Source organism: Allobosea sp. BH3 (genome assembly GCF_025499465.1).
GTDB lineage: Bacteria > Pseudomonadota > Alphaproteobacteria > Rhizobiales > Beijerinckiaceae > Allobosea.
The window spans coordinates 40,287-62,209 of record NZ_JAIMCA010000007.1; the positions used below are offsets into that span (position 1 = coordinate 40,287).

22 protein-coding genes, 1 tRNA gene and 1 pseudogene are annotated in these 21,923 nt (G+C 66.8%); 11 read left to right on the top strand and 13 right to left on the bottom strand.

Annotated features, from left to right (window positions below; translation table 11 throughout):
• Positions 1-6 precede the first annotated feature (6 nt).
• A complete protein-coding gene (locus BoBH3_RS22630) occupies positions 7-1,746 on the top strand; it encodes an adenylate/guanylate cyclase domain-containing protein (RefSeq protein WP_262333126.1) in 1,740 nt (579 codons plus the stop codon).
• Between the two features lie 259 nt (positions 1,747-2,005).
• Here the strand turns inward: BoBH3_RS22630 and BoBH3_RS22635 are convergent.
• From BoBH3_RS22635 to BoBH3_RS22645, 3 genes and pseudogenes are all read right to left on the bottom strand, one after another.
• Positions 2,006-2,779: pseudogene (locus tag BoBH3_RS22635) on the bottom strand (glycoside hydrolase family 25 protein); the annotation flags it as partial.
• A 139-nt stretch (positions 2,780-2,918) separates the two neighbouring features.
• Positions 2,919-3,003: transfer RNA gene (locus BoBH3_RS22640), tRNA-Leu, on the bottom strand.
• 124 nt (positions 3,004-3,127) lie between these two features.
• Positions 3,128-3,397: a FliM/FliN family flagellar motor switch protein gene (locus BoBH3_RS22645; RefSeq protein ID WP_262333127.1), complete on the bottom strand. Its 270-nt coding sequence runs from the start codon at positions 3,395-3,397 to the stop codon at positions 3,128-3,130.
• A gap of 132 nt (positions 3,398-3,529) precedes the next feature.
• Here BoBH3_RS22645 and lipB point away from each other — a divergent pair, with 132 nt between their 5' ends.
• The 3 genes from lipB (at position 3,530) to BoBH3_RS22660 (ending at position 6,223) form a co-directional block, all read left to right on the top strand.
• A complete protein-coding gene (lipB, locus tag BoBH3_RS22650; protein WP_262333128.1) occupies positions 3,530-4,234 on the top strand; it encodes a lipoyl(octanoyl) transferase LipB in 705 nt (234 codons plus the stop codon).
• A 67-nt stretch (positions 4,235-4,301) separates the two neighbouring features.
• Entirely contained in the window at positions 4,302-4,502 is a 201-nt protein-coding gene (locus tag BoBH3_RS22655) for a hypothetical protein (protein ID WP_262333129.1), read from the top strand.
• 113 nt (positions 4,503-4,615) lie between these two features.
• On the top strand, positions 4,616-6,223 hold the full coding sequence (locus BoBH3_RS22660; RefSeq protein ID WP_262333130.1) for a carboxyl transferase domain-containing protein: 1,608 nt from the start codon (positions 4,616-4,618) through the stop codon (positions 6,221-6,223).
• 161 nt (positions 6,224-6,384) lie between these two features.
• Here the strand turns inward: BoBH3_RS22660 and BoBH3_RS22665 are convergent, their stop codons facing one another.
• From BoBH3_RS22665 to BoBH3_RS22690, 6 genes are all read right to left on the bottom strand, one after another.
• Positions 6,385-7,287, bottom strand: a complete 903-nt coding sequence (locus BoBH3_RS22665) for a transglutaminase family protein (protein ID WP_262333131.1) — start codon at positions 7,285-7,287, stop codon at positions 6,385-6,387.
• A gap of 289 nt (positions 7,288-7,576) precedes the next feature.
• Positions 7,577-8,050, bottom strand: coding sequence for a hypothetical protein (locus BoBH3_RS22670; RefSeq protein WP_262333132.1), 474 nt, complete (start codon positions 8,048-8,050; stop codon positions 7,577-7,579).
• A 786-nt stretch (positions 8,051-8,836) separates the two neighbouring features.
• Complete coding sequence (locus BoBH3_RS22675) at positions 8,837-9,109, bottom strand: hypothetical protein (RefSeq protein WP_262333133.1); 273 nt, start codon at positions 9,107-9,109, stop codon at positions 8,837-8,839.
• Between the two features lie 181 nt (positions 9,110-9,290).
• Positions 9,291-9,551: a hypothetical protein gene (locus BoBH3_RS22680; RefSeq protein WP_262333134.1), complete on the bottom strand. Its 261-nt coding sequence runs from the start codon at positions 9,549-9,551 to the stop codon at positions 9,291-9,293.
• Positions 9,552-9,641: 90 nt separating this feature from the next.
• Entirely contained in the window at positions 9,642-9,950 is a 309-nt protein-coding gene (locus BoBH3_RS22685) for a hypothetical protein (protein ID WP_262333135.1), read from the bottom strand.
• Between the two features lie 148 nt (positions 9,951-10,098).
• Positions 10,099-11,184, bottom strand: a complete 1,086-nt coding sequence (locus BoBH3_RS22690; RefSeq protein WP_262333136.1) for a Kelch repeat-containing protein — start codon at positions 11,182-11,184, stop codon at positions 10,099-10,101.
• A gap of 97 nt (positions 11,185-11,281) precedes the next feature.
• Between BoBH3_RS22690 and BoBH3_RS22695 the strand changes: the two genes are divergently transcribed.
• Entirely contained in the window at positions 11,282-11,455 is a 174-nt protein-coding gene (locus BoBH3_RS22695) for a hypothetical protein (RefSeq protein ID WP_262333137.1), read from the top strand.
• A gap of 165 nt (positions 11,456-11,620) precedes the next feature.
• Here BoBH3_RS22695 and BoBH3_RS22700 read toward each other — a convergent pair whose 3' ends face one another.
• The gene (locus tag BoBH3_RS22700) at positions 11,621-13,636 is read right to left on the bottom strand and encodes a glycosyl hydrolase 108 family protein (protein ID WP_262333138.1); all 2,016 of its coding nucleotides are present in this window, start codon (positions 13,634-13,636) and stop codon (positions 11,621-11,623) included.
• 279 nt (positions 13,637-13,915) lie between these two features.
• Between BoBH3_RS22700 and BoBH3_RS22705 the strand changes: the two genes are divergently transcribed.
• The 3 genes from BoBH3_RS22705 (at position 13,916) to BoBH3_RS22715 (ending at position 17,501) form a co-directional block, all read left to right on the top strand.
• Complete coding sequence (locus tag BoBH3_RS22705) at positions 13,916-14,677, top strand: SDR family oxidoreductase (RefSeq protein WP_262333139.1); 762 nt, start codon at positions 13,916-13,918, stop codon at positions 14,675-14,677.
• Between the two features lie 150 nt (positions 14,678-14,827).
• Positions 14,828-15,487 (top strand): cation efflux transmembrane domain-containing protein, encoded by a 660-nt coding sequence (locus BoBH3_RS22710; RefSeq protein ID WP_262333140.1) that lies wholly within the window; start codon positions 14,828-14,830, stop codon positions 15,485-15,487.
• A gap of 28 nt (positions 15,488-15,515) precedes the next feature.
• Complete coding sequence (locus tag BoBH3_RS22715; RefSeq protein WP_262333141.1) at positions 15,516-17,501, top strand: acetyl/propionyl/methylcrotonyl-CoA carboxylase subunit alpha; 1,986 nt, start codon at positions 15,516-15,518, stop codon at positions 17,499-17,501.
• Positions 17,502-17,507: 6 nt separating this feature from the next.
• Here BoBH3_RS22715 and BoBH3_RS22720 read toward each other — a convergent pair whose 3' ends face one another.
• On the bottom strand, positions 17,508-17,828 hold the full coding sequence (locus BoBH3_RS22720; protein WP_262333142.1) for a hypothetical protein: 321 nt from the start codon (positions 17,826-17,828) through the stop codon (positions 17,508-17,510).
• A gap of 134 nt (positions 17,829-17,962) precedes the next feature.
• The gene (locus BoBH3_RS22725) at positions 17,963-18,730 is read right to left on the bottom strand and encodes an SDR family NAD(P)-dependent oxidoreductase (protein WP_262333143.1); all 768 of its coding nucleotides are present in this window, start codon (positions 18,728-18,730) and stop codon (positions 17,963-17,965) included.
• A 212-nt stretch (positions 18,731-18,942) separates the two neighbouring features.
• Here BoBH3_RS22725 and BoBH3_RS22730 point away from each other — a divergent pair, with 212 nt between their 5' ends.
• Positions 18,943-19,380: a DUF1489 family protein gene (locus BoBH3_RS22730; RefSeq protein WP_262333144.1), complete on the top strand. Its 438-nt coding sequence runs from the start codon at positions 18,943-18,945 to the stop codon at positions 19,378-19,380.
• A gap of 93 nt (positions 19,381-19,473) precedes the next feature.
• Here the strand turns inward: BoBH3_RS22730 and panC are convergent, their stop codons facing one another.
• Positions 19,474-20,322 carry a pantoate--beta-alanine ligase gene (gene panC / locus BoBH3_RS22735; protein WP_262333145.1) on the bottom strand — a complete coding sequence of 283 codons (849 nt, stop codon included), beginning with the start codon at positions 20,320-20,322 and terminating at the stop codon, positions 19,474-19,476.
• Positions 20,323-20,417: 95 nt separating this feature from the next.
• On the opposite strand from panC, the gene BoBH3_RS22740 reads away from it, so the two are divergent.
• Entirely contained in the window at positions 20,418-21,167 is a 750-nt protein-coding gene (locus BoBH3_RS22740) for a VWA domain-containing protein (RefSeq protein WP_262333146.1), read from the top strand.
• Positions 21,167-21,883: a DnaJ domain-containing protein gene (locus BoBH3_RS22745; protein WP_316045125.1), complete on the top strand. Its 717-nt coding sequence runs from the start codon at positions 21,167-21,169 to the stop codon at positions 21,881-21,883. The genes BoBH3_RS22740 and BoBH3_RS22745 overlap by 1 nt, the downstream gene beginning before the upstream one ends.
• The last annotated feature ends 40 nt before the right edge of the window (positions 21,884-21,923 follow it).

Below are 21,923 nucleotides of genomic sequence, written 5' to 3' on the forward strand. Positions count from 1 at the left end.
GCCCAGATGGCGACCGAAGCACCGGCCGGTTCCCGGACCTCGCTGTTCACGAAGTACTTCCTCGCGCTGTTCGCGGCGGTGGTGCTGCCGCTCGTCATCGCAGGCGGCAGCGAGGCCTGGTTCGGCTATCGCGACCAGCGGGCGCGGCTGAACGAAATCCTCGACTCGGAGGCGCGGCTCGCGGCGGTCAAGATCCAGGACTTCCTCGAAGCCATCCGGGACCAGCTCGGCTGGATGGTGCAGCTGCCATGGTCGAACACGGTCGACGAACGCCGCCGGCTCGATGCGCTGCGGCTGCTGCGCCAGCTGCCTCCGGTCCAGAGCCTGCGCCTGGTCGATGGAGCGGGCAAGGAGCGCCTGTTCGTTTCGCGCATCGGGCTCAACCGCATCGACGGCGGCGCCGATCATTCCCGCGATTCGGCTGTCATGGGCGCGGTCGCCTGGCGTGCCTGGTTCGGACCCGTGACGTTCCAGGACGGTTCGGAGCCGTTCATGACGATCGCTGTCGCGGGCAATCGTTCCGCTGTCGGCCTGGCGATCGCCGAGGTCAACCTCAAGCTGATCTGGGAGGTGATCTCCGCGATCCGCGTCGGGCATACGGGCGAGGCCTTCGTGCTCGATCGGCCGGGACGGCTGATCGCCCATCCGGACATCAGCCTTGTCCTGCGGGCCGACGAAGAGGCGACGCTGCCGCTGCGGGGATTGCGGGCCGCGCTCGAGGCTCGGCCGGGCGAGGCCGTCCTCGGGCTCGACAGGGACGGCAAGACGGTGATGGCGGCCATGGCGCCGATTTCCAGCGCAGGCTGGAGCGTGATCGTCAAGCTGCCGGTGAACGAGGCGTTCCGACCGATCAATGCCGCGCTGTGGCGGATGGGAATTCTGCTGGTCGGCGGCGCCATCCTCGCCGCGCTGCTCGCCTACTGGCTGACGCAGCGCGTCGTCGGGCCGATCCGGCTGCTTGAGGACGGGGCGGCGCGTATCGGAGCCGGGCAGTTCGACCATCGCATCGAGCTGACCACCGGCGACGAGCTCGAGCATCTGGCGGAGCGCTTCAACACGATGGCGGGCGAGCTCGCGGTTTCGCATGAGCGCTCGGAGCGGATCAGCCGGCTCAAGCGCTTCCTGGCACCGCAGGTCGCGGAGCTTGTCGAGCTCAGCGGCGACGAGAGCGTGCTCGACGGGCGGCGCGTCGAGGTCGTGGTGGTGTTCTGCGATCTTCGCGGTTTCACCGCCTTTGCCGCGCGTGCCGAGCCCGAGACGGTCATCAGCGTGCTGGGCGCGTATTACGATGCGATCGAGCGGGTCGTGGACGCGCATGGCGCGACGCTGACGAGCTTCTCAGGCGACGGGGTGATGGTGCTGGTGAACGCGCCGGTCGCCTGTCCCGACCCGGCGCTGCGGGCCGTCGCGATGGCGCGTGACATGCGGGCAGGGGTTCGCGCACTGATGAACAGCTGGCGCGAGGACGGGCATGAACTCGGCCTCGGTATCGGGCTGGCGATGGGGCCGGCGACGGTGGGGCGCATCGGTTCGGAAGGCCGCCTCGACTACACCGCGATCGGCCATGTCGTGAACCTGGCCTCGCGCCTGTGCGCCAGTGCCACGGATGGCGAGATCCTGCTCGATCCCGTTGCTGCGGACGCGGTCGGAGCCGCGGTGCCGCTTGTCGAGCTGGAGGCGCGCTCGTTCAAGGGAATCGAGCCGCGCGTCCAGGTCTTTGCGATGGCTCCAGACGCTTCGGGCTGAAGGCGGTCGGAAGCTGCGCGGTCTGTTCTTATCCGGCGACGCCTGAAAGTCAGCCGCCGCCGCGCCGCGCCTCGCCGGAGAGGTGCAGCGAGGAAGGCACCGGCCTGTTCGCGCCTGGGATCGTCGCGACGGGAACGTCCTCGGGCATCGGCTCCGGCGTTGGGTCGCGCAGCGGTGCCAGGGGATCGGGCGTCGGTGCCGCAGGGCTTGCCGGGCTCGGGCTCTGCTGCTTCGTCTTGTCCCAGCGGCGCGTGCCGATGTCGTATTCGCCCCGCATCCAGGCGACGAACTGGCTTTCGTTGCCGAAGAAGGCGTTGCGGTCGACATCGCCGCGGATTCCGGGCACGCGGCCCGTGGTGGTGAACTGCCAGAAGGCCCAGGGGCGGTTGGCGTAGCGCGTCTCGGGGAGGGCGGCGGTCGAGCGGATCCAATAGGGATAGTCGTTGAACTGCCCCTCCAGCACCTCGCGATGGAAGGTTATGTCGGTGTAGATCACCGGCTTCTTGCCGGTGAGCTGCTCGAGCTCGGTCAGCATGAGCTGGATCTTCTCGCGCGCGAGCTGGGCGTCGATCTTTCGCGCGCAGGTGCGGGAATGGCCGTTCCATTCGACATCGAGCACCGGCGGCAGCGCGTCGGGATCGGCCGGAATCTGCTGCTTGAACCAGACTGCCTGCTCATGGGCCGGCCGGCACCAGTAGACGAAGTGGTAGGCGCCGCGTGGAACGCCGGCGCGTCGGGCGCCTTCCCAGTTGCGCTGGAAGGCGGGGTCGACATGGTCGCCGCCCTCCGTCGCCTTCATGTAGACGAAGCGGGTGCCGGCGGCCTTGACCGAGGTCCAGTCGATCTCGCCCTGCCAGCGCGAGATGTCGATGCCATGGATCGGGTAGCTATGCGCTGCCGCGACGCCGGCATGCGGGCGCGCGTCACCCTTCGACGGGTAGTTGTCGATCACGCTGCAGCCGCCCAGCGTGACGACGGCGGCGGCAGCCAGCAGTTGCGGGATGCGGAAACGGATCATGCGGCGGGCGTTCATCTCGCGGAGAATTGCGGAGAATGCTTGACGACCGGTTTACGTTACCAAAGTTCTGCCGGCTGTCAGCCCTGAATGTGGCGGGCCGGAAACACGAAAGGCGACCCGACGGGTCGCCTTTCGCTGGACTTTCGTCCGAATTTGGTGCGGTCGAGAGGACTCGAACCTCCACGGGTCTCCCCGCTACCACCTCAAGGTAGTGCGTCTACCAGTTCCGCCACGACCGCAGCTCGGTTCCGGTTGCGTGGGGCACATCCGGGAGCGGCGCCGATCTAGCAAATCGAATCCGCCGCTACAAGTGCATCCGTGCGGAAAAAGCGACCGGGGCCGCTTTTCTGTGAAAATCGCCGCTCAGGCGGCCTCTGCGACGGTCTGCAGAGTGTAGATGGTCGGCCGCACCAGCATCTGCGTGACCTCGACGGAGATGCGCGCGCCGCTGACGACAACGATTCCCTTGGCGAAGGGGTGGTTGTTGGCGAGAATCTGGACCTCGTCCATCTCGCCGGTGTTCAGCTCGATGATGGCGCCGCGGCCGAGGCGCAGGAGCTTGTAGATCGGCATCTGGGTCTGGCCCAGCACCACGGTGAGCTCGACGGGAACGAGTTCGAGATCGGCCTTCAACTCTTGCCTCCGGACGCCTATTTCAAAATTCGACCAGTGAAACTTGCCTGCAGGCCATTCCGGGCGCAGGAGAGCGCGCGGTCGGCCGGTTCACGCCGGCAAGGCAGAGCTTGGATGGAACATGGTTAATCCATGGTGAATATGCGCGGGGAACTGGAGGTCTCCTTCCTGGCGGAGGAGGGCGCGGAGCCCGTCGAATGGGTCGTGACGGACGGGCTCACGGGCTATGACGAGGCGGTGGCCGAGATGGAAGCGCGCGCGGCGCTGATCGCGGACGGCCGGGCGCGCGAGCGCGTCTGGCTGGTCGAGCATCCGCCGCTCTACACCGCCGGCACCTCCGCCCGCGACGAGGATTTGATCGCGCCGGAGCGATTCCCCGTCTTCCGCTCGGGGCGGGGCGGGCAGTTCACCTATCACGGCCCCGGCCAGCGCGTGGCCTATGTCATGCTCGACCTGAAGCGGCGCCAGCCGGATCTGCGCCGCTTCGTCGCCGCGCTGGAAAGCTGGCTGATCGGCGCGCTCGACGATTTCAACATCCGGGGTGAGCGGCGCGAGGACCGAGTCGGCGTCTGGGTGCGGCGGCCGGAGAAGGGCGCGGGCACCGAGGACAAGATCGCCGCCATCGGCATCCGTGTGCGGCGCTGGGTTTCGTTCCATGGCATCTCGCTCAATGTCGAGCCGGAGCTTTCGCATTTCGACGGCATCGTGCCCTGCGGAGTGAGCCAGCATGGCGTGACCTCGCTCGTCGATCTCGGCTTGCCGGTGACGATGCCGGAGGTCGATTCGGTGCTGCGCGAGGCCTTTGAGCGCGTCTTCGGGCCGACCGTCTCCGCCTGATTTACCCTCCGTTAGCCATGCCGGGCCCATGCTCCTGCCGGGTTTGGGGCAGCGAAGGGGACGACATATGCGGCTTCTAGTTCTTGCAGGCAGCCTCGCGACATTGCTCGCGGCCTGCAACACCACCGATGAGAGGATCGCCGGCGCTGCCGCGGGTGCCGGAGCCGGCGCCCTCGTCGGTGGCCCGATCGGCGCCGTCGCAGGCGGTGCGATCGGCGCGGTCGCGGCCCCGTCGGTCACGGGTTCGATCAGGAAGATGCAGGAATAGCTTTCCCCGTCGGCGCGGATTTGCCCGGCCGCGTCCGGGCGTCCGCGCCGGTTGGCGTTTTCGATAGGGCGCGCCATAACCGCTGGCCAAGAATATCGCCAGGGAGCGCGCCCGTGCCCGTCATCGAGAGCAAGGTCGATCTGAACTCGGCCGAGACGCGCGCCAATGCGCAGGCCTGGGGTGTGCTCCGCGACGAATTGCAGGAGCGGCGCGCCACCGCGGCGCTGGGCGGCAATGCGAAATCCCGTGAGCGCCATACCTCCCGCGGAAAGCTGCTGCCGAGGGAGCGCGTGCTGCGCCTGACCGACCCGGGCTCGCCCTTCCTCGAGATCGGCTCGCTCGCCGCCTTCGGCATGTATGAGGGCGATGTCCATGGCGCCGGCATGATCGCCGGGATCGGGCGCGTGAGTGGCAGAGAGTGCATGATCGTCTGCAACGATGCGACGATCAAAGGCGGCACCTATTACCCGATGACGGTGAAGAAGCATCTGCGGGCGCAGGAGATCGCGCGCGAGAATCGGCTGCCCTGCATCTACCTCGTCGATTCGGGCGGCGCGAACCTGCCGTACCAGACCGACGTCTTCCCGGACCGCGAGCATTTCGGCCGCATCTTCTACAATCAGGCGACACTCTCGGCCGAGGGCATCCCGCAGGTCGCGGTGGTGATGGGCTCCTGCACGGCCGGCGGCGCCTATGTGCCCGCGATGTCGGACGAGACGATCATCGTACGGAAGCAGGGCACGATCTTTCTGGGCGGCCCGCCGCTGGTCAAGGCGGCGACGGGCGAGGTGGTCTCGGCCGAGGATCTTGGCGGCGCCGATGTCCATGCGCGGCTTTCCGGCGTGGCCGATCATTATGCCGGCGACGACGCTCATGCGCTGGCGATCGCGCGGCGGATCGCCGGCAACCTCAACAGCGTGAAGCGGCCGGATATCGACATCGCTGAACCGGTCGAGCCGCTCTACGATCCGGCCGAACTGGAAGCGGTCGTCCCGACCGATCTCAAGAAGCAATACGACATCCGCGAGGTGATCGCGCGGCTGGTCGACGGCTCCGAGTTCGACGAGTTCAAGAAGCTCTACGGCACGACGCTTATCACCGGCTTCGCGCGCATCCACGGCATCCCGGTCGGCATCATCGCCAATAACGGCATCCTGTTCTCGGAAAGCGCGCTCAAGGGCGCGCATTTCATCGAGCTGTGCTGCCAGCGGCGCATTCCGCTGCTCTTCCTGCAGAACATCACCGGCTTCATGGTCGGGCGCGATTTCGAGACGCGCGGCATCGCCAAGGACGGCGCGAAGCTGGTCACGGCCGTGGCTTCGGCGCGGGTGCCGAAGGTCACGGTGCTGGTCGGCGGCTCCTTCGGCGCCGGCAATTACGGCATGTGCGGGCGGGCCTATTCGCCGCGCTTCCTGTTCACCTGGCCGAATTCGCGCATCTCGGTGATGGGCGGCGAGCAGGCGGCGAGCGTCCTCGCCACAGTCCGCCGTGACAATATCGAGGCCGAGGGCAAGAGCTGGTCCACGGACGACGAGGAAGCCTTCAAGGCGCCGATCCGCAGCAAGTACGAGGAGGAGGGCTCGCCCTACCACGCCACGGCGCGGCTCTGGGACGACGGCATCATCCTGCCCTCCGAGACGCGCCGGGTGCTGGCGCTGGCCTTCTCCGCGACGCTTAATGCGGAGATTCCTGAGACGCGGTTCGGCGTGTTCCGGATGTGAGGGGTGGGTGGTTGCGGACTGGTCTGCCTCCGGCCCGGAGCTGACCTCCCGGTTGTTCGCTTTTGGACTTCTGTTGACGCCAAGGCTTCCTAACCTCAGCCCAACGGCCCGACTTTCCGCTTAGCTGACACTTGCATGTTCGAATGGCCGACGCCGCCGCATCACATGCGTAAATCTGGTACCTCGCCGACTTTCTCGACGGCCACGTGGACCGTCATGCCAAGATAGTCGTTCGCCTCGCCAAACCAGGAGCCTGCGAGGGGAATGGCCTGTCCGGGATGTCGCGCAACGGCGACTGGGATCAGATCGAAGCCCGCGCTGATCTGATTGGTTGGATCGTAATCCAGCCATCCGGCGCCGGGCAGAAAAACCTGAAGCCACGCATGGGTCGCTCCCGCCCCGCATACGCCAACAGCTCCCCCATCGACAGCGCCATCATAAAGGTAGCCGGAGACGAAGCGTGAAGCGAAGCCGAGCCGTCGCAAGGCTTCGATCATTAACCAAGCGTAGTCCCGACATGTCCCGGCTCTTAGGCGAAGCGTCTCGCCGGGCGTCTGGGTGCCTTCCTCATCCCTGGCCTGATAGCGGAAGCTGTCCCGGAAGATGCGTAGCATGCGTCGGAGCACGTCTACTGCTCGGTCCTGATCGCCGGCAACGAAGCTCTTCGACCAGGAGGCCAGGCTGCCGTCCGGATCCTCCGCATGAGGACGCAGGTAGCCTGCGAGGTCGGTCCACTCGTCAGGAGTGTACTGGACTGGAATTTCTTCGGCCCGCGTGTCCAGAGGAAACGCTTCGACGCCGCTCACCCCGAAATAAATGCCGCTGACTTCAAATGTAAATGTCAGCTCGCTGCCCGGTTCACTGAACTCGATTACCGTCACGCAGTTGGAGCGGGAGTCGCTGATCCAATGTATTTTCGACGAAATGCTGGTCTTTGCCGACCAGCTGAGGAGGCGTGCGCTCGCTCCTCGTCGCGGCAAGAACATGGCTCGATGCGTGCCGAAGGTCACCGGCTTGGCATATCGATAGGACGTGACGTGCCTGATCTTGCCGACTAGCGCCATGGCTTCCCCCTTTTGGGTAGCAGGATTGTCGCTTCTCCAAGACCTTTCGCCGCGGACAGCAGTGATCGCCAATCTGCTGCGCAGAACCGGGGCAGACAATTGTCCCTAGAGGCAAGCTGATCTTTTGCAACTGCGTGGGCTTTGACCTCTCGCACGGCCGCGCACGACGCCCGGTTCCCTTTTATCCCAGCGCTGCGACCGGCGTCCGCTCAGCTACACCTTGAGAGAGGGCGGCCTTTTGGGAGGTTGGCCAGGTCAGCTCCCGACCCATTGCGAACGTCAGCCGGTCTTATCGAAGTTCGATCTTCGTCACCTCGTAGACCGCCCGCCCGCCGCGCTTGTCGCCCGGCGCAACGAGGCGCCAGCCGCCATCGAGCCGCTTGCCGTCGACCTCGGTGACGAGGATCAGGGGCATGTTGCCGAAGTCGGGATGGATTTCGCCGATCGAGAAGGCGACCTGGTAGCCGTCCTTCGCGCTGACGAGAAACGTCTTCTTCAGCTGGTCGGCGGGTTTCAGTCCGTCGAGCGCCTTGTTCGCCTGCAGCACATCCCAGAACAGCACGCCTTTGTAGCGGCGTGTCGCCGGGCCTTTCGAGCTCTCGAAGGTGACGCTGCGCTCGGCGACGGGGAGGGCGGCAAGGGATTGCGGCGTGAGCCGGATCGAATCCGTGCCGATGCCGGCGATCTCGATGGCGGGTTCCTGCGCATGCAGGGCAGAAACAGAGGTCAGCAGGGCGAGCAGAATTAGAAGGGAGCGCAGCACGGCGGATGATCTCCGTTATATCCGGATGCATATTACGCCTATCGGGGGTGGGCTGGACAAGCCGTCTCGACTGATTTGCCGTCGGCGTGGTCGGGCCTGTCCCGGCCATCCACGTCTTCTTTCGTGACGAGCGGTGTTCGAGATGTGGATGATCGCCACGATGGCGAGCATGACGATCAGGCTCCCGCACATGCGCCTTCACCCGCCCACGTCGCCGCGTTCGGTAGAGATGAGGGGCAGCGGAGCGCCGCGAGGCGCGGTGGGTTAGTCAGCCGCTTCCATTGAGCCAGGAAGCGGCGCGGATGGATTGAGCCACCATCCGCACGCCCCGTGGCGCTCCGCTCATCGGCGATTTCGGACTCCGGGCCGCGCTTATACAGCTTGATGGCTTGAGACCTGCGGGCTTGGACGCCAGTTTCCCTCATCGGGTCGTCGCGTCGTTGCCTGTCTGTCCGTCACCGGCCAAGCCTTCCAGCGAGCTCCTCGCACAGGGGCCGTAGTACCCCCAGGGCGGTGCCCCGAAGCCTCCCGGGAGTGGATCGTAACTCCACCCGCAGGCGCCGCCCCCAACCTCGCCTCTGGCATACCTCCGGACGGCCGCCCCTCGGGGATGAGGTGGTGGGGAGGATAAGGGGAGGAGGAATGGCCGGGGATAAGTTTGCGGCTATGTCGGCTCCCGCCCCTTATCGGAACTTCGATGTGCTGCCCTGCCGAAGGAGCGAGCCATACCGCCGCCTGCTGCAAAATTCGTCCATGCCAAGAAGTGCGGCTAAGGGGTAGAATTCCCTATTTCTGCTGGTCCCGAATGCGGTCGAGTTCCTTCGTGATGGGATTGTCAGGGCTCCGCTGACGAGAGGCGGATTGAATCTTGCCGGGCTCGCTGATTTGCGTCTCGGCAATGACGCGCTCCCGATCGTCGCTGCCGCGAATGCGGTACTGCGGCTCGCCGTCGGCACGCGTTGGCAGGAGCGCGGTGACTTCGTAGGTTCCAGCGGCGTCCCGATCGTGAAAGCCGAACGCCAGGCTGACCCTGTCCCGAATCCTGTAGCGATGCGTCATCGGTCGTTCCTCGCTGCTGATTACCGCCGGAGCCATGACCGGGCTCGACGATTTCGCTTCTTTGACACGCGCGGCAGAGCTCAGGGGGCGTCGTCGCGCTATCGTCCGTCTGCATTCCTTGCCGTGCTCGCGACGGCAACGGCATCAGCGGCAAGGCGATTGCCGCAGGGCACCTGCGCGTCTAGGCGGCCCTGTCGAGCTTGGGCAACGGACGCCCGACGACTGTCATGCATCGATCTGACCAGTTGGTCACGGCCAGTTCGACCGCCGATCCGCCATCGCAATGAAGGAGAACCTTATAGGCAAACTCGCTTGGATCGGTGTCCGTCGTGTCGACGATCAGGTGCCCGACCCAATGATGCTCATGATGCGCGCCGAATTCGTATTCGATGGGCAAAGTTCGCCCACTACGTAGAGTGATCGAGCCAATTCCGGTGAGCATGGCGTGTCTCCGCTGGAGCGTTAAAAGCCTCCGGCATTCCGTGGGACCGAACGCCAATCGCGCGTCGTTGTGGCGACGGTCGGCAGATTCCTATGTGGCGAGAGCCAACGGGCGGTTTCTGCGGCGCTGAAATCGGTTCTTTGACCACGAATTGAGCTGATCGGGGCTCGTAACGAACCTGACATGACGATCGGAGTGGCTGATGACGTGCGCCACAAGCGCACTCCCATCGCCCAAGCCAATCTCTATAGGCTTATGAAAGATGTCCTGATCGAGTGATCGGATATTGCCGATGAGAATGCCGCGGCAGCCGTGAGCGGCTTCGGAACGGAAAAGGCAGTATCCGATGCGGAGGTCCGTACCGTCGCGCAGGATCAACCTGCCGTGGCCGGATTTCATGATGATCTCGATTTTGATTGCCGGCCGAACCGTTCGGTCGGGAGGAGAGCGCGCAAAGGCAGCGCTCGCAACACAAGGCGCTCAATTCGGGCGAATAGCAAGCAGCAGCCGCGCGTGTTGCTCGCTGTAGCTGCTTCTCCCTCGAGTATCACCCCAGCGTGAACGCCTCATGCACGGCGCTCTGCACGCCACCGCCCATGACGGGGCCGCCACCGGCGACGTGGATCGCGTCGCCGACCAGGGCTGCGCCGAGGCCGTGGCGGGGTGTCAGCATCGGGGCGTATTGCTCCCATTTGTCGGTCGCCGGGTCATAGGCCTCCATCTGGCCGAAGACGCGGTTGGTGCCTTCCCCGCCCATCACGAAGACCTTGCCGCGATAGAGCACCGCGCCATGGCCCGAGCGGCCGGTCGGAGCCGGCGTGCGCATCGTCCATTTATCCGTGGCCGGGTCGTAGGAGTGATGCAGGTTCGAATTGGTGTGGAAGGAATCGACGCGGCCGCCGATGACATGGATCAGGTTGCCGATGGCCAGCGTGCCGGTGTGGTCCCGCGCCGTGGGCAGCGGGGTGCGCTCGCTCCAGCGGTCGGCCTTCGGGTCATAGACGAGGTGCCAGTCGATTGAGCGCTTGCTCTCGGTGGTCTCGCCGATCGCGCCGCCGATGACATAGAGCAGGCCGCCGAGGCCGACCACGGCGGTGGAGCCGGCGGGGCGGGGCAGCGGGGCGATCTCCGCCCAGCGATCCGTCTTGGGATCGTAGGTGAAGCAGCGCGGATGCGGCTTGCGGTTCTGCTCCAGGAAGCCGCCGATGGCGTAGAGCTTGCCGTCGAGGAAGGCGACGCCGACATGGTTGGCGCCCTGAGGCAGGGGGGCGCCATCGATCCATTTGTCGGCCTTTGGATCGTAGACATGGTGATAGGCCCGGTCGGTGCGCTGCTCGCCATAGCCGCCGACGATGTGCATCCTGTCCTCGAAGGCCGTTGCCCAGGCCATCTCGGAGCGCGGCAGCGGCAGCGGCGCCTTCGCGCTCCAGCGGCCGGGCGAGGCGGCCTTGGGCGCCGGCGAATCGAAGACGTTCTGCGTGGCGGCGAGTTCGGGCTTCTCGATGCGGCCCGGCTGGTTGAGCCGTTCATATTGCGGGCCATGATGCTCGTGGCCCTGCTGCTGTGCGAGCGCGGGCGTGGCGAGCGCGGCGGCGCCGGCTGCGAGCAGATGACGACGATTCAGGTTGCTCATGGCGCTCTCCTCCCGACCGTGACGATAGGGGAACGCAGCCGGGCTGCAAGCGCGCGAAGCGCTCGCGACTCCACTGTGTTCCCGCGCGCTGCTGCGCATGCCGGTCAAGCCGCCATCTCAAACGATTCACGCCCGGGCCCATATGGGGAAACGCATCCGCGCGCATGACAAGGTCGCGATCTTCACCGCAGCCGGGCCGGGTGCCAGCTGCGCCGTCGCCACGGCGGTTCAGAAGGACGAACTGCGCCTTGCCAGCCGCGCCGCGGTTTGAAGGGGCCTGCGTCTGTCCTGCCCGGCCGAGACGGCCTGGTCCGTGGGAGCCGGGATTTCGCTGATCGCACAGCCACCGCGTCAGGGGCCCGAACCAACTCAAGGAGGCGCTGCCGCCTCCTTGGGAATGTTTCGGTCCAGCCCGGCCTGAAGGCGCGCTGCAGGTCTATGCTGCGGCGCGCGTTTCCGATGTCCGGATCATGTCCCGCGCAGCCCCGGCGATAATCTCGGTGCGGTTGGTCCAGCCCTTGCCGAAGGCATCCCAATCTTCGAGGTTCTTGTAGTAATCGATGCGCCGGCGCGCCATCTCGTCGATGATGTCACGCGGCTTCATCAGGGCGACGCAGCGCAATGTTGCCGGGCCGATGGCGCCATCCGGGTCGGCGCCGACGATCTTCTGCAGCATCTTCGCGGCGGTTGCCGGGCCGGCGTTCACGCCGAAATCGAAGACGATCAGGTCCACGCCCTTCGGCAGATCGTCGCCGCGCAGCGGGTTCCAGTAGCGATTGCGGTAGATCGCATTGGCCTCGTCCTTCGTCAGCGCCTTCAGGATCTCGATGGTGACCTCGCTGTCGTCGCCCTGCGCCTTCCGCCACGACTTCAGCGTGGCGAGCGTGATGCCGAACTGGGTGGGGCCGCCATTGTCGCGGGAGTCGTTGGAGAATCCACCCTCGCGGCCGAAGACAAGGTCGAGGCAGTTGTCGAAATTGGAAGGCGCCATCCCGCTCTGCGGCGGCTTCGGGTCCGAAGCGCTGCCGTTGGGAGCAGTCCTCCCCCCCGGCGCGGGCGGCACCGACCCCTGGGAAACGTGCTCCGCCTCGCGGGCGATGGCAGCGACGTCCTTGGCACGCGATCCTTGCGACGAGCCGAGCCAGAAGCTGACGACGGTGGCGAAGGCGGTGGTGAGGGCTCCGAAGCTGATATTGACGAGCTGGTAGATCTGGTTGTTCGGGCTTGGAAGCTGAGGCGTGAACATCAGGGCGACGAAATAGCCGAGCAGGAAGAGGAAGCCGAACAGCACGAGCCCCGAGACCAGTAGCGGCCCCCATTGCATCAGGCTGCCCTGCGAGGCCCAGATCGTGGCCTGGTCACGCGCGTCCCGGACGTCGGCGAGCTGCGCTTCGAGTTCCTTGAGCTGCGATTCCCGCTGCAGGCGCTCGCTCTCGGCCTGGACGCGCGCCGCCTCGAGCCGGGCCTGCTCGCGCTGCTCTTCCTGCTGGACCACGAGTTCGGCGAGCCGGACCTGAAGCTGTTGCTTGGCGACCGGGTCTGCCTCGATGACCGCCTTGGCCTTGTCCGGCTCGCTGGTGCCTGCGGTCTCGGTCACGGCCTTGACGACCCGTTCGGCGACGGCTGCGGCTTTCTCGCCGACCAGCGCCTTGAGGATTTCCGGGAGCACCCAGGCGGCGATGGAAACGAGCGGGTTCACGAGCGTGGTACCGATCTTGAAGGCGGCCGAGGCCGCCGCCATGGCCACGCCGGCGAGGTTGATGCCGAGTGCGCTCGCGGTCTGTGGCCCGACCTCGCCGTCGACCACGAGCCCCGCCGACTTCTGGAAGGCGGCGACCGCCTGCGCGAGCGCGGCATCGAACACGCCGCGCGGCGACGTCACCGCGACGGATTTCGCCTGCAGCGCGTCCTGGATGCGCTCGATCACGCCGCGTTCCATGTTCGCCTGGTTCTGCGCATAGATCAGGGGCGGCGGCGCGACCGGGACATCGTGCGCGGCGTCGTAGTCGATGCCGTCGATCAGCACGCCGGTGTCCCAGCGACGGCCTGTGACCTTGCCGCGTGCGACGCCTCGGGCGCGGTCCATCGCCTCGACCGTGCCGCCCTGGCCGTCCGACACGGCGATATGGCCCATCTCGTCTGGCCCTTCGGGCGGATAACGCAGCAGGAAGGCGCCCTTGATGCCGGCCGCCTGCGCGACAGGGATCATGTGGCCCACCGTCCGCGCGTCGCGCTTCCAGTAGCCGGTATAGGCGTCTGCGGTGGCAGGCGAGGCGGCGTTGTTCCGGCAGCCATAGAGCTTCTCGGCTTCCTGATAGACGAGCCAGGAGGCGAATTCGGCGCAATCCCACGGGCCTCGGTAGCCGGCCTCATCCTTGGGGACGACGGCATGCTCGTATCGTTCGCCGATATGCTGTTCGGCGCGCGCGAACAGGCTGCTGCCGGTCGGCATGGCTTCGTCCCCCCAAGAACGTTATGCACTCATAGGTTGCATATCCTGTTGCGCTACGTCAATCGCGAGCGTTCGCTTTGCCTCCGAGCTTGCACGCCGTACCGCCGGCGGCTCGGGGAGGGCGGGGGCGTGCCCGGCCGGAGAAGCGGCCGATCAGCGCGCGCGTCCAGCGCAGGGGCATGACCGCCCGGCATGCGCAGCCCCTTCCACGTGCTCCATAGGCTGCTATGGTCGGGTGCATTCAATCGGTTTAGCCGGCAGAAACTTACGAGGAACGCCATGCCTGCGCACAACAAGGTCGCCATCATCACCGGAGCCGGATCGGGCGTCGGACGGGCTGTCGCCATCGCCTTCCTGAAGGATGGCTATCGCACCGTGCTGGCCGGGCGCCGCGCCGATGCGCTGGAGGAGACGATCACGCTCTCCGGCGTCGACAAGGCCCGCGCGCTCGCCGTTTCCACCGACGTCACCGACAAGGCCTCGGTCGCGGCGCTGTTCGCCAAGACGAAGCAGGCTTTCGGCCGGCTCGACGTGCTGTTCAACAATGCCGGCGTCAACGCGCCCGGCGGCATCCTGCTGGAGGACCTCTCGCTGGAGGACTGGCAGAAGGTCGTCGACACGAACCTGACCGGCCCGTTCCTCTGCACGCAGGAAGCCTTCAAGCTGATGAAAGCGCAGGAGCCGCAGGGCGGGCGCATCATCAACAACGGCTCGATCTCGGCCCATGCGCCGCGCCCGAACTCGATCGCCTACACCGCGACCAAGCACGCCATCACCGGCCTGACCAAGACCGCGGCGCTCGACGGGCGCAAATACGACATCGCCGTCGGCCAGGTCGACATCGGCAATGCGCTGACCGAGATGGCCCGCAAGATGACGACCGGCGTGCCGCAGGCCGACGGTACGAACAAGATCGAGGCGGTGATGGATGTCGATAACGTCGCGACCACGGTGCTGCACATGGCCTCGCTGCCGCCGGAGGCGAACGTGCTGTTCGTGACGGTGATGGCCACCAAGGCGCCCTTCGTCGGGCGCGGGTGACCAACAGACTGTTGGCTGCAACATCCCCGCCGTCATCCCGGACGTAGCGAAGCGGAGATCCGGGATCCATCATAGGGCTCGGTGCTCTACGATGGATCCCAGATCTGCGCGGCTGACGCCGCTTGTCCGGGATGACGCGCGGAGATGGGAATGAGTCAGGACAGCGAGACCGCGATCGCCACAGAACCCGCGGTCGCCCGGGCCTATACCCGCACCATCTGGGGCATCGCGCTCGGCATCCTGATCCAGGCGGCGGCGACCGTCGCCTGGGCGCTCGCCATCGGCAATGTCCAGCTCCTCAAGGACGGTGTCGACTGGGTCTATGACGTCGTGCTCTACGGCATCGCCGCGCTGGTCTTCGGCCGCGATGGCCGGGCGGAGCGGCTGGCGGCGATGGCGATCGGTGCCGTGCTGGCGGTCGCCGGGCTGCACACGCTCTACGACCTCTGGGACAAGATCGTGAATCCGCGGCCGATCGAGGTCTGGACGCTCGGTTTCGCGGCGGCCAGCGCCATCGTCATCGCGCTCATCGTCATCGCAGTGCTCTGGCGCTTCCGGCATGAGGAGAACCCGGTCATCAAGGCGACCTGGCTGTCCAGCCGCAACGACGCGATCTCGACGACAGGCTTCGCGCTGGTCGGCCTTGCCGCCCGCGTCGCGCCGGTGCGCTGGCCGGAATATCTGTTCGACATCTTCGTGGCCGGGCTCTGCTTCCAGGCGACATGGGCGATCTGGCGTTCGCTGCGGCGGGAAGCGACCCAGCCGGGTTTGCGCAACAACCCGCAGACAGGGGCAGCGGGCGGGCTATAAAGGCGGCAAGCCGTTCGAGGACGCTTCCATGACGATCGCCGCCAAGCTGCCCTCCATTCTGATCGCCAATCGCGGCGAGATCGCCTGCCGCGTCATCCGCACCGCCAAGCGGCTCGGCCTGCGCACCATCGCGGTCTATTCGGACGCCGATGCCGAGGCGCTCTTCGTGCAGATGGCCGACGAGGCCTACCATATCGGCCCGGCGCCGGCGCGGGAGAGCTATCTCGACGCCGCCCAGATCCTGGCCGTCGCGCGGGAGGCCGGGGCCGCCTGCATCCATCCAGGCTATGGCTTCCTCTCCGAGAACGCCGATTTCGCCGAGGCCTGTGCCAAGGCCGGCATCGTCTTCGTTGGCCCGCCCGCTTCCGCCATTCGGGCGATGGGGTTGAAGGACGCCGCCAAGGCACTGGTCGAGAAGGCAAACGTGCCGGTCGTGCCGGGCTATCATGGCGCGGAGCAGGATGCGGATTTCCTGGCGGGCGAGGCCGAGCGCATCGGCTATCCGGTGCTGATCAAGGCGGTCGCCGGCGGCGGTGGCAAGGGCATGAAGAAGGTCGACAGGCCCGAGGATTTCGTCGATGCGCTGACGAGCGCCCAGCGCGAGGCTTCGAGCGCCTTCGGCGATGCGCGCGTGCTGGTCGAGAAATACGTGCTCTCGCCGCGCCATGTCGAAATCCAGGTGTTCGGCGACAGCCATGGCAACGTCGTCCATCTCTACGAGCGCGACTGCTCGCTGCAGCGCCGCCACCAGAAGGTGATCGAGGAAGCGCCGGCGCCGGGCATGACGCCTGAGGTTCGCGCCGCCATGGGCAAGGCCGCGACGGAAGCGGCGAGGGCGGTCGGCTATGTCGGGGCGGGCACGGTCGAGTTCATCGCCGATGGGCGCGAGGGGCTGCGCGCCGACCGCTTCTATTTCATGGAGATGAACACGCGGCTCCAGGTGGAGCACCCGGTGACGGAGGCGATCACCGGGCTCGATCTCGTCGAGCTGCAGCTCAAGGTCGCGGCGGGTGAACCGCTCGGCTTCACGCAGGACGACGTCAGGGCGAAGGGCCACGCCGTCGAGGCACGGCTCTATGCGGAGGACCCGGAGAAGGGCTTCCTGCCCTCGACCGGAAAGCTCTGGGCGCTGACCTTCCCTCATCGCGAAGGCATCCGCATCGATACCGGCGTCGAGGCCGGCGATACGGTGACGCCCTTCTACGATCCGATGATCGCCAAGGTGATCGCCCATGGTGCGACACGCGACGAGGCGCTGGATCGTCTTGGCGATGCGCTGGGCGAAACTCTCGTCGCCGGGCCGCGGACCAATCTCGCCTTCCTCAAGAAACTGACCGAGGCGCGGGGCTTCCGGGAGGGGCCGTTCGACACCGGCTTCATCGAGCGCAACATCACGGCGCTGGGCGCCGAGCCGCAGCCGCTCGATGCGGCCGCGGTCGCGGCGGCTGCGCTGCAACTGGAAGAGGAGCGCCAGTCGGCCGGCATTCTCGAGTCCGCAGGCCGGGCCGAGAGCGAGACGCGCTCGCCCTGGATGGACCCCGATTCCTTCTCGCTGATGCCGCGCCAGCCGCTCGGCCTGCCGCTGCTCGTCGATGGCGAACGGGTCGAGGCGCGGATCGAATGGCATGGCGCCGATGCGCACGTCACGCTGCCGGGCCACGAGATCGGTGAGGGCGAGCATGAGGTCGCGCTGGCCGAGGGCGAGGGCGGCATATGGTTCGCGCTGCATCGCGGCCGGCAGACCGCCGTCTCGCTGTTTGACCCCTTCAGCGTCGATCTCGATGCCGCGGCGGGCTCGGGCGGCGTGATCAAGGCGCCGATGCACGGCAAGCTCGTCGCCCTCTTCGTCGCGCCCGGTGAGACCGTGACCAAGGGCCAGCGGCTCGCCATCGTCGAGGCGATGAAGATGGAGCATGTGCTGACCGCCCCGCGCGACGGCACGGTCAGCGAAGTCGCCGGCGAGCCCGGCATGCAGGTCGCCGAAGGCGCGAAGGTCGTGGTGCTGGGGGAGTAGCCGCGATCAGGGCTTGAACGAGTAGCGCTGGCCCTGGCGGTTGACCAGGAAGTATTGGCTGCCATCCGACACGATGCTGTCGCAGCGCGAGCCGCCGGCGTCGAAGTTGATGCAGATCCTGCCGTTCTCGATCCGGTAATTGCCGAAATTGCCGTTGTTGTAGGTGTAGCGGCCGTCGGCGCCGTAAGAAAGATAGGCATTTCCGGAGGTTACGGTCTTGCCGACTATCAGCTTCTGGAGCTCCGCCTTGGGCACTGGCTTTTCGGCGGCATGGGCGCTGAAGGAAACGAGAGCCGCGGCAGCGGCGGCAAGAAGCAGGGGACGCATAGCGAGGTCAATTTCTCCTGACGTTTGGTCAGGCTCCACCCTAATGCTGCTTCTGCGAACGTCAATGTAGCTTTCGATGCGTCGGCAGAAGCTTGGCCGCTCCTGCTGCGCATTTGCATCAAAAGCGGGATGTCTCAGCCGCGCCCGATCACCGGGAATTGCTCGGCCTCGTAGATCTGCCCAGAGACGGGGGCGCTGTCGTCCGAGAGCCAGAAGGCGGTGTGGGCCGCGATCTCCTCGGGCTGCATGATCCGGCCGGTCGGGGCGTGCCTCAGCGGCACATGGTTCTGCCAGCCCGGCTTCTGGCCTTCGCGCTGCTGCGTCGCATCCTCGTTGGCGGTCCAGGTCCAGCCGACATTGAGCTGGTTGGCGCGGATGCGCTCGGGGCCGAGCGTGTTGGCGAGATTGCGCGTCATCGTCATCAGCGCGCCCTTCGACATCGAATAGACGGTGAGGTTCGACAGGCCGCAATAGGCGTTGATCGAGCCGACCGTGACGATGGAGCCACCGGATTTCTGCGCACGGAAGGCGCGGATCGCCGCCTCGGCACAGAGCAGGGGTGCGCGGGTGTTGATCGCGAAGATATGGTCGAAGAAAGCGGCTGTGGTCTCGCCGAGGATGCCGCGCGGATAGATGCCGGCATTGTTGACCAGCCCGTCGATGCGGCCGAAGCCTTCGACCGTCGCATCGACGATGGCCTGCGCGGTTTCCGGTTCGGCGAGATCACCGGTCCTGCCTTTCGTCGCGAGGCCGAGATTGGTGACGGCGGCGTCGACCTCGGCCGGATCGCGGCCATGGATCATCACCTTCGCGCCCTCGGCGACCAGCCGCTCGGCCATCGCCCTGCCGATGCCGGTCGAGGAGCCGGTGACGAGAACGACCTTGCCTGCCAATCCGCGCATGATGGGACCCTCCCTAGGAAGCGCTGAATTACTAGCGCGCTCGGCCAGCGCCGTCATGCTCGCCCTTTTGGCGAGCATCCACGTCTTGAACACGACCTATGGTCAGCGAAGACGTGGATGGTCGGGGCAAAGCCCGACCATGACGGGGGAGGCTTGTGGAGAACAGGGACCGCCTCTGGCTCTGCATGGCGCGGAGGATTAAGTTCCCGGCCATGGCCTTGCACCTGCTGAAGCTCTGTGTCGGCGCGGAATCGATCACCGATCTCGAAGAGTGGATCGAGGAGAACATGCTGCTGCGCCGTCGCTCAGGCCGGCCGCAGGAACAGACGCATACGACCCGCATGGTGCCGAAGAAGATCGAGGAGATCCTCGACGGCGGCTCGCTCTACTGGGTGATCAAGGGCCAGGTCTCGGCGCGCCAGCGGCTGACCGACATCCGCCCCTTCACCGATGCGGACGGCATCGGCCGCTGCCATCTGGTGATGGACCCGGCGGTGATCCCGGTCGAGCCGCGTCCGTTCCGGCCCTTCCAGGGCTGGCGCTACCTCCAGGCCAAGGACGCTCCGCGCGACCTCGCAGAGCATGGCGGGGACGTCGGCGAGATGCCGGAGGAGATGCGACGGGAACTGGCGGGGCTGGGACTGCTCTAACTCGACGTCACGGTCGGGCTCGACCCGACCGTCTCGGAAATCCGCGCCCGCCCGTAACGAGATTCTTGGGTCAAGCCCGAGAATGACGCCCCCTCAAACCGCGATATTATCGATCAACCTCGTGGCGCCGATGCGGGCGGCCAGCAGCAGGCGGATCGGGCCGTCGGCGAGCGACGTTACCGGCGCCAGCGTCTCGGCATGGCGCGCTTCCAGATAGTCGAGCTCGAAGCCCGCGGTGATGATCGCGTTCTGGGCGTCCGCGACCGCCTTGAACAGGTCGTCGCGATTGCGCAGCTTTGCTGCCAGCTCTTGCATCACGCGATGGAGCACCGGGGCGAGCGCGCGATGCTCGGGCGAGAGGTAGCGGTTGCGGGAGGACATGGCGAGGCCGTCATCCTCCCGCAGCGTGGCGAGCGGAACGATGGTGATGCCGAGATCGAGATCGGCCGCCATGCGGGTCACGACCTTGAGCTGCTGGTAGTCCTTCTCGCCGAAGACGGCGTAGTCCGCACGCGACTGCGTGAAGAGTTTGCAGCAGATCGTGGCCACGCCCTCGAAATGCGTCGGGCGGAAGCGGTCCTCGAGCCCGACCGCGGCGGGGCCGAGCAGCAGCACGCGGGTGGCGAATCCGGCCGGATACATCGCCTCGACCGGCGGGAAGAAGACGGCGTCGGCCTTCGCGGCGACCAGCTTGGCGCAATCGTCGTCGAAGGTGCGCGGGTATTTCTTGAAGTCCTCATGCGGCGCGAACTGTGTCGGGTTGACGAAGATCGAGACGATGACGCGCTGCGCATGGCGCTGCGCCTCCGTGACCAGCGCGATATGCCCCTCGTGAAGCGCGCCCATGGTCGGCACCAGCGCGACCTTCTCGCCGGCGGCATGCCAGCCGGCGACGGCCTCGCGCATCGCGGCGACCGACTCGAATACCGTTATCCCGGCCACTCTCGTTTCCTCCGTTTGGCGGACGGGTAGCAAATGCCGCCGCGATGGCCAATATCAGGACGCAAGTGAATGATTCAGCCGGACCGCAGGGAGCGATGAGCGAGAAGAACGACCGGGCCGTGGGCAAGGCCGCCGCATCTGTGCCGGCCGGGCAATCGCAGCCGGGCGAGATCGACCGCTTTTTGGGCGCGGCGAAGCGGCTCGTGCCGCTGGCGACGGGGCAGGCAGGACGGCTCGTCTTCGCGCTCGACGCCACGATGAGCCGGCAGCCGACATGGGATCTCGCCTGCTCGCTGCAGGCGCGCATGTTCGAGGTGGCCGGGCAGACCGGCGGCTCGGGAGGAGGGCTCGCGGTCCAGCTCGTCTATTTCCGGGGCTTGGGCGAATGCCGGGCCTCCGGTTGGGTCGGCGAGCCGGAGCGGCTGACCGGGCTGATGCGGCGCATCGCCTGCGAGGGCGGGCAGACGCAGATCGCCCGGGTGCTCCGCCATGTCCGCGACGAGGCGAAGACGGTGCCGATCCGCGCCTTCGTCTTCGTCGGTGATGCGGCGGAGGAGGAGGTCGACGCGCTCAGCGCCCTGGCGGGCGAGCTCGGCTTGCGCGGCATCCGCGGCTTCGTCTTCCAGGAAGGACATGATGCGGCGGCGAGCGCCGCCTTCGCCACGATCGCTCGGCTGACCGGCGGGGCGCATGCGCGCTTCGACGTCAATGCGCCGGCCTCGCTGCTGGAGTTGCTGCGCGGGGCGGCGGCCTATGCCGCCGGCGGGCGCGAGGCGATGCTGCGGCTGGCAGGGGCAAGCCCGGCGGTGAAGGGATTGATCGCCGCCATGGACGGAGGACGATAGTGGCCCTGCTCTACGGCGTTGCCGTGCTCATTCTGGTCTGGTGGCTGGCGAAGCTCTTCGCCGGTGCGAATCCGAAGGCGCTGGCCCGGCTGGCGAAGACGGTCGGCGGCGTCGCCTCGCTCGGCGTCGCCGGGCTCCTGATGGTGCGCGGGCGCCTCGACATGGCGATCTTCCTCGGCGGCATCGGCGCCTGGCTGCTCGGCTGGAGCGCGACCGGGCCGGGCGGCATCCGCTTCCCCTGGGCCGACCGTTCGGGGCCGACGCCGGGAGCAAGCTCGAAAGTCGAGTCCACGCTGCTGGAGATGACGCTCGACCATGACAGCGGCGCCATGGTGGGCCGCGTCAAAGCCGGAGCCTATGCCGGGCGCGAGCTCGACGGCCTGAGCATCGCCGAGCTCGGCCTGCTCATGGGCGAATGCCTGGGGCGGGACCCGGACGGAGCCCGGCTGCTAGAGGCATATCTCGACCGCCGGTCGCCCGGCTGGCGTGAAGACGCTCAGCGTAATGGCGACGCGGGGCAGCGCGGCGCGCCGGGCACGGGCGCGATGACGCAGCAGGAGGCCTACGAGATCCTGGGGCTTCAGCCGGGGGCGGGCGAGGACGCGGTCCGGGAAGCCCACCGAGCCCTGATGAAGCGGATCCATCCGGATGCCGGCGGCACCAGCGGTCTTGCCGCTCGCGTCAACCAGGCCAAGGACGTTCTTGTGAAGCGTTAGCGAAGCGCCGGGGAACTGGCTCTGCGACATGGCGTGAACT

Coding starts and splice junctions, on each gene's coding strand:
- BoBH3_RS22630 (WP_262333126.1), top strand. CDS start 7: ATGGCGACCGAAGCACCGGCCGGTTCCCGGACCTCGCTGTTCACGAAG.
- lipB (WP_262333128.1), top strand. CDS start 3,530: ATGGTGAATATGCGCGGGGAACTGGAGGTCTCCTTCCTGGCGGAGGAG.
- BoBH3_RS22655 (WP_262333129.1), top strand. CDS start 4,302: ATGCGGCTTCTAGTTCTTGCAGGCAGCCTCGCGACATTGCTCGCGGCC.
- BoBH3_RS22665 (WP_262333131.1), bottom strand. CDS start 7,287: ATGGCGCTAGTCGGCAAGATCAGGCACGTCACGTCCTATCGATATGCC.
- BoBH3_RS22675 (WP_262333133.1), bottom strand. CDS start 9,109: ATGACGCATCGCTACAGGATTCGGGACAGGGTCAGCCTGGCGTTCGGC.
- BoBH3_RS22680 (WP_262333134.1), bottom strand. CDS start 9,551: ATGCTCACCGGAATTGGCTCGATCACTCTACGTAGTGGGCGAACTTTG.
- BoBH3_RS22685 (WP_262333135.1), bottom strand. CDS start 9,950: ATGAAATCCGGCCACGGCAGGTTGATCCTGCGCGACGGTACGGACCTC.
- BoBH3_RS22690 (WP_262333136.1), bottom strand. CDS start 11,184: ATGAGCAACCTGAATCGTCGTCATCTGCTCGCAGCCGGCGCCGCCGCG.
- BoBH3_RS22695 (WP_262333137.1), top strand. CDS start 11,282: ATGCCGGTCAAGCCGCCATCTCAAACGATTCACGCCCGGGCCCATATG.
- BoBH3_RS22700 (WP_262333138.1), bottom strand. CDS start 13,636: ATGCCGACCGGCAGCAGCCTGTTCGCGCGCGCCGAACAGCATATCGGC.
- BoBH3_RS22705 (WP_262333139.1), top strand. CDS start 13,916: ATGCCTGCGCACAACAAGGTCGCCATCATCACCGGAGCCGGATCGGGC.
- BoBH3_RS22710 (WP_262333140.1), top strand. CDS start 14,828: ATGAGTCAGGACAGCGAGACCGCGATCGCCACAGAACCCGCGGTCGCC.
- BoBH3_RS22715 (WP_262333141.1), top strand. CDS start 15,516: ATGACGATCGCCGCCAAGCTGCCCTCCATTCTGATCGCCAATCGCGGC.
- BoBH3_RS22720 (WP_262333142.1), bottom strand. CDS start 17,828: ATGCGTCCCCTGCTTCTTGCCGCCGCTGCCGCGGCTCTCGTTTCCTTC.
- BoBH3_RS22725 (WP_262333143.1), bottom strand. CDS start 18,730: ATGCGCGGATTGGCAGGCAAGGTCGTTCTCGTCACCGGCTCCTCGACC.
- BoBH3_RS22730 (WP_262333144.1), top strand. CDS start 18,943: ATGGCCTTGCACCTGCTGAAGCTCTGTGTCGGCGCGGAATCGATCACC.
- BoBH3_RS22740 (WP_262333146.1), top strand. CDS start 20,418: ATGAGCGAGAAGAACGACCGGGCCGTGGGCAAGGCCGCCGCATCTGTG.